This window comes from Streptomyces sp. NWU339, from assembly GCF_003143855.1.
In the GTDB taxonomy this organism is placed as follows: domain Bacteria; phylum Actinomycetota; class Actinomycetes; order Streptomycetales; family Streptomycetaceae; genus Streptomyces.
The window spans coordinates 1-5923 of sequence record NZ_QFRK01000125.1 but is presented as its reverse complement, the minus strand read 5'-3'; the positions used below and the strand labels follow the sequence as shown (position 1 = coordinate 5923).

At 72.0% G+C, this 5923-nt stretch carries 2 protein-coding genes; both read left to right on the top strand.

All coding sequences use genetic code 11. The features are described from left to right. On the top strand, positions 1 to 4679 hold a 4679-nt coding region (locus tag DIZ27_RS43805), incomplete at its 5' end, for a type I polyketide synthase (protein ID WP_109383832.1). Next, positions 4676 to 5923: beta-ketoacyl synthase N-terminal-like domain-containing protein (locus DIZ27_RS43800; protein WP_181384023.1), on the top strand; the 1248-nt coding region annotated here is incomplete at its 3' end. The genes DIZ27_RS43805 and DIZ27_RS43800, both read left to right, overlap by 4 nt.

Genomic DNA, 5923 nt, shown 5'->3' with positions numbered 1-5923 from the left:
GGGCGGCCCTGGCCGATGCCGGCCTCTCGGCCGGCGACGTGGACGTGGTGGAGGCGCACGGGACCGGCACGCGGCTGGGCGACCCCATCGAGGCGGAGGCGCTGCTGGCCACCTACGGGCAGGACCGGGACCCGGGCAGCCCGCTGTGGCTGGGGTCGTTGAAGTCGAACATCGGCCACGCGCAGGCGGCCGCGGGCATCGGCGCCATGATCAAGATGATCATGGCGATGCGGCACGGGGTGATGCCCAGGACGCTGCACGTGGACCGTCCCTCGACGCATGTGGACTGGTCGGCCGGGGCGGTGGAACTGCTGACCGAGGCCAGAGAGTGGACCACGGAAGCGGGCCGGCCCCGACGCGCGGGCGTGTCCGCCTTCGGTATCAGCGGCACCAACGCGCACGTGATCCTCGAGCAGGCGCCCGAGATCCTCGAGCCGGCCTCCGAGGGGCAGCAGGATCCGGCTGGTGAGGCCGCCGGCCCCACCACCGGCCAGGTGTCCACCGGCGCCCCCGGGGCGGTGCCGTGGGTGCTGTCGGCGCGGTCGGAGCAGGCGCTGCGGGCGCAGGCGCTGCGGCTGCGGGACAGCGTGGCCGCGGACGCGGATCTGCCGGTCGCGGGCGTGGGGCACGCGCTGGTGACGAAGCGATCGCTGTTCGAGCACCGCCAAGTGGTGATCGGCGCCGACCGGGACGAACTGCTCGCCGCCCTGGCCGCCGTCGCCGCGGGTGACGAGCCCGGCCCCGCCGGCGCGGTGTCCGGAGTCGCGAAGCCGGTGGGCAGGACCGTGTTCGTCTTCCCGGGCCAGGGCGGGCAGTGGATCGCCATGGGCCGGGAGCTGTGGGAGTCCTCCCCGGTCTTCGCCGAGCAGCTGCGCGCCTGCGCGCAGGCGCTGGAACCGTGGGTGTCCTGGTCGTTGATCGACACCGTGTGCGCAGGGCCGGAGGCGGCCGACCTGGAGGACATAGACGTCGTCCAGCCGGTGCTGTGGGCGGTGATGGTGTCGCTGGCGCAGGTGTGGCGTTCGCTGGGAGTGACACCGGACGTGGTGATCGGTCACTCCCAGGGTGAGATCGCCGCGGCCTACGTCGCGGGTGCCTTGACCCTGCAGGACGCGGCCAGGATCGTGGCCCTGCGGTCCCGGCTGCTGGCCACGGTCGCCGGGCAGGGCACCATGGCCGGGATCCTGATGCCCGAACACCGCGTGCGGGAGCTGATGGAGCAGTGGGGGTCCCGGATCGGGATCGCCGCGGTGAACGGACCGAACTCGACGACGGTCTCGGGTGAGACCGAGGCGGTCGAGGAGCTGGTCGCGGCCTGCCAGTCCGAGGGCGCCCGCGCACGGTTGATCAAGTCCAGTGTTCCCGGTCACTCGCCGCTGATGGACCGGTTCGAAACCCAGCTCCAGCAAGAGCTGGGCCGGATCACCCCCCTGCCCTCGTCGGTCGAGATCTACTCGACGGTGACCGGTGGGCGGATCGACCCCATGGAGCTCGACACGGCGTACTGGTACCGCAACCTGCGGGAACCGGTCCAGTTCGCGGCGGCCATGGGGCGCCTGGTCGAACAGGAGCCCAACAGCGCGGTCATCGAGCTCAGCCCGCACCCGCTGCTCGTGATGAACATCCAGGAGATGTTCGACACCACCCCCGGTGCCACCGGGTTCGTGCTGGGTTCGCTGCGCCGCGACGAAGGCGGCCTCGCGCGGCTGTACCAGTCGGCGGCCGAGGCCTTCGTGGCGGGCGTCGCGGTGTCGTGGGAGGCGGCGTTTCCGGGCCAGGGCGGCCGGTGGGTCGAGCTGCCCACGTATGCCTTCCAGCGGCAGCGTTACTGGCTGAACACACCCAACGAGACCACCACCGAGAGCACCTCGGACCACCCGCTGCTCGACGCTGTGATCGATCTGCCCGACGACGGAGAGCACGGTGGAGTGGTGGGCAGCGGGCGCCTGTCGCTGGAGCGCCACCCGTGGCTCGCCGACCACGTGGTCCACGGTGCCCACCTGGTGCCGGCGACGGTGTTGGTGGAGCTGGCGGTGTGGGCGGCGCACAAGGCGGGTTTCGACGTCGTCGACGACCTCACCTTGGAAACACCGCTGGTGCTGTCCCGGACGGCCGATCGCGAGATCCGCGTCGTGATCGACGGCAAGCGTGTCATCAGCGTGCACTCACGGGGCGAGGGCGAACCCGGGTGGACGCGCAACGCCGTCGGGACCGTCGGGTCCGACACCGGCGGAATCCCTGCGGAGGAAGGCCTCGTCGCATGGCCTCCCCCGGGCGCGGCCAGTGTGCCCTTCGAGGACGAGTACGCCAGGCTGTCCGCCCTCGGGTTCGGCTACGGGCCCTTGTTCCGCGGTCTGAAGGCGGTGTGGCGCCAGGGCGACACCCTGTTCGCGGAGGTGGAGCTGCCCGCGGCCGACGGTGCGGATCAGGGCCGGTTCCGGATCCACCCGGCGTTGCTCCACGCCGCGTTGCTCCCGATCGGCCTGGGGCGGATCGTCGACGACTCCCGGCCCGAAGGCTGGCTGCCGTTCCGCGGCACGGGCATCCGCGTCACCTCCGCCCAGCCGACCGGGCTGCGCGTCCGTCTCGCGCCCGCGGGGGAGAACACGCTGTCCGTGACCCTCGCGGACCAGAACGGAGCACCTGCCGGCGGGGTCGGATCGCTGAGCCTGCGCCCCGTGGACGTCGAGAAGCTGACCGAGCTGAGCTTCGACCACCAGGACTCGCTGTTCCGGATGGACTGGGCCCCCCTCCCGGTCCCGTCCGGGGCGGCCGCGGGCCGGTACGCGGTGCTGGATGGAGGCACCTCCCCCGCCCTTCAGGCAGTGGGGGAGCTCGCCGCGTCCCCGGGACAGGGCGAAGCGGTCTTCGCCGACTTCGAGGAGCTCGCCGCCTCCGGTGGACCGGTACCCCCGGTCGTCATCGCCGGCATCGATCGTGCGGGCGCGGACGGCGGTGACACACCCGCCGCCGTGGAGCGGAACCTCCACCGCGTGCTGCGGTGGACACAGGACTGGCTCTCCGACGACCGGTTCTCCGAGTCCCGCCTGGTCGTCGTGACACAGGGGGCGTTCCACGACGACCGGGTTCCCCGCACCGACCCCGCGGCAGCCGCGATCTGGGGATTCGTGCGCACCGCTCAGACCGAGAACCCGGGCCGGTTCACGCTCGTGGACACGGACGACCAGCCTGGTTCGTGGGCCCTCGTCCCGGCGGCGGCCGAAACCGGAGAAGCCCAGCTCAAGATCCGGGACGGCGTCGTGACCATCCCGCAACTGGTCCACGCCGACGGTGCGTTCGCCGGGGCGGAGGACGTGTCCGCCCTCGGGTCCGGCACGGTGCTGATCACGGGCGGTACCAGCGGCTTGGGCGCGATGCTCGCCCGGCACCTTGTGAAGCGGCACGGGGTACGCCGGCTGGTGCTGACCAGCAGGCGAGGACAGGCGGCTCCGACGGCGGCAGGGCTGCGGGAGGAGCTGACCGGGGCGGGTGCGCGGGTCGAGATCGTGGCCTGCGATGTCACGAGCCGTGACTCCGTCGCCGAGCTGATCGCCGCGGTGCCGTCCGAGTACCCGTTGACAGCGGTGATCCACTGCGCGGGTGTGCTGGACGACGGTGTCGTCGAGGCGCTGACCGAGGACCGCCTGGACTCGGTCCTCGCGCCGAAGGTGCGCGGCGCCTGGTACCTGCACGAGCTGACCAGGCATCTGGACCTGTCCGCGTTCGTGCTGTTCTCCTCGATCGCGAGTGTGCTCGGGACGGCGGGGCAGGCAAACTACGCGGCGGCCAACGCGTTCCTCAACGGGCTGGCGCAAGCCCGTCGGGCCGAGGGACTGTCCGCCACCTCGCTGTGCTGGGGCTTCTGGGCGGAACGCAGTGAGATGAGCGCCGACATCGGCGACGCGGACGTCGTACGCCTGCAACGGCAGGGCGTGCTGCCGTTGTCGTCGCAGGAGGGGCTAGCGCTCTTCGACGCGGCGATCCCGCTGGACGAGCCGGTGCTGGTGCCCGCGCGACTGAACCTCCTGGCACCGGACGCGCCGCATGCCGGCCACATGGGTTCGCCGCTCCTGCGCGGTCTGATCGGGACGTCTGCCGCAGCCGCCGGCCCGGGGAGCCGGGAGCCCGCCGACGGCGGACTCGCGCAGCAGGTGAGGTCGCTGCCGCGGGCCGACGCGGAGGCGGTGCTGCTCGATGCCGTTCGGGCGCAGACCGCGCTCGTCCTCGGTCACGCCGACCCGGGGCGGATCGGTCCCGCCGTGGCTTTCAGGGAGCTGGGGATCGATTCGCTCACGGCGCTGGAACTGCGGAACAAGCTGGCGGCGGTGACCGGCGTGAAGCTGCCCGCCACGCTCGTGTTCGACCACCCGAACCCCAGTGCCCTCGCGCAGTTCCTGAACGCGAGGATCACCCCCGACTCCGGTGCCGTCCCGGAATCTCCGGTCGACCACCTGGTCCAGGAGATCGAAGGACTGGGCGCCCGGATTCAGGACGCGTTCCTCCGGCTCGCGGCGGAGGACCAGACCACCATTTCCACTCTGCTCGGCGAGCTGCAGGGCCGAGTCCGTTCGATGGCGAGCGCCGGATCACCGGTCGGCATCGCCGACCAGATCAGTTCGGCCTCGGCGGGAGAGCTTCTCGCGCTGCTGGACAAAGAGCTCGGCCAGGGAGAGCGATGACGAACGACAACAACGCCGATGTCCTCGACTACCTCAAGCGGACATCGATCGAGCTGATCGAAACGCGCAAGCGCCTGCAGGAGCTGACGGAGGCCGCTGCCGAGCCCATCGCGGTGGTGGGTGTCGCCTGCCGTTTCCCGGGCGGGGCGGCGTCCCCGGAAGCGCTGTGGGAGCTGGTGCGGACGGGCACGGACGTCGTGTCCGACTTCCCCCAGGACCGCTACTGGGACCTGGAGGACCCGCACGACCCGGACCTGCCGGATGCCTGCTCCACGCGCTCGGGCGGGTTCCTGTACGACGCGGGCGATTTTGACGCCGAGTTCTTCGGCATCAACCCGCGCGAGGCGCTGGCCGCCGACCCGCAGCACCGGTTGCTCCTCGAGACCTCGTGGGAGTGCCTGGAACGAGCCGGTATCGACCCGCAGAGCCTGCACGGCAGCGACACCGGTGTCTTCGCCGGCATCGCGTACTTCGGGTACGGGAACCACCTCTTCACCCCCGAGGCCATCTCGGGCTACGCGCAGACCGGTTCCCTGCTGAGTGTGGCGTCCGGCCGGGTGGCGTACGCCCTGGGTCTTCAGGGCCCGACGGTGTCGACCGAGACCGCGTGCTCGTCGTCGCTGGTGGCGGTGCACCAGGCGGTGCAGTCGCTCCGGCAGGGCGAGTGCGGCCTCGCCCTGGCCGGGGGCGTCACCGTCATGGGGACGGCCCAGGTGTTCCGGGAGATGTCGCGGCAGCGGGGCCTGGCGGCGGACGGCCGGTGCAAGGCGTTCGCGGACGCGGCCGACGGCACGGGTTTCGCCGAGGGCGCGGGTGTGCTGGTCCTCGAGCGGCTGTCGGACGCGCGGCGCAACGGGCGCCGGATCTGGGCGGTGATCCGGGGCTCGGCGATCAACCAGGACGGGGCGTCCAACGGGCTGACCGCGCCGAACGGGCCGGCGCAGCAGCGGGTCATCCAGGCGGCGCTGGCGAACGCTCGAGTGCAGGCGAGCGACGTGGACGTGGTGGAGGCGCACGGGACCGGCACGACGCTGGGCGACCCCATCGAGGCGCAGGCGCTGCTGGCCACCTACGGGCAGGACCGGGACCCGGGCAGCCCGCTGTGGCTGGGGTCGTTGAAGTCGAACATCGGCCACGCGCAGGCGGCCGCGGGCATCGGCGCCATGATCAAGATGATCATGGCGATGCGGCACGGGGTGATGCCCAGGACGCTGCACGTGGACCGTCCCTCGACGCATGTGGAC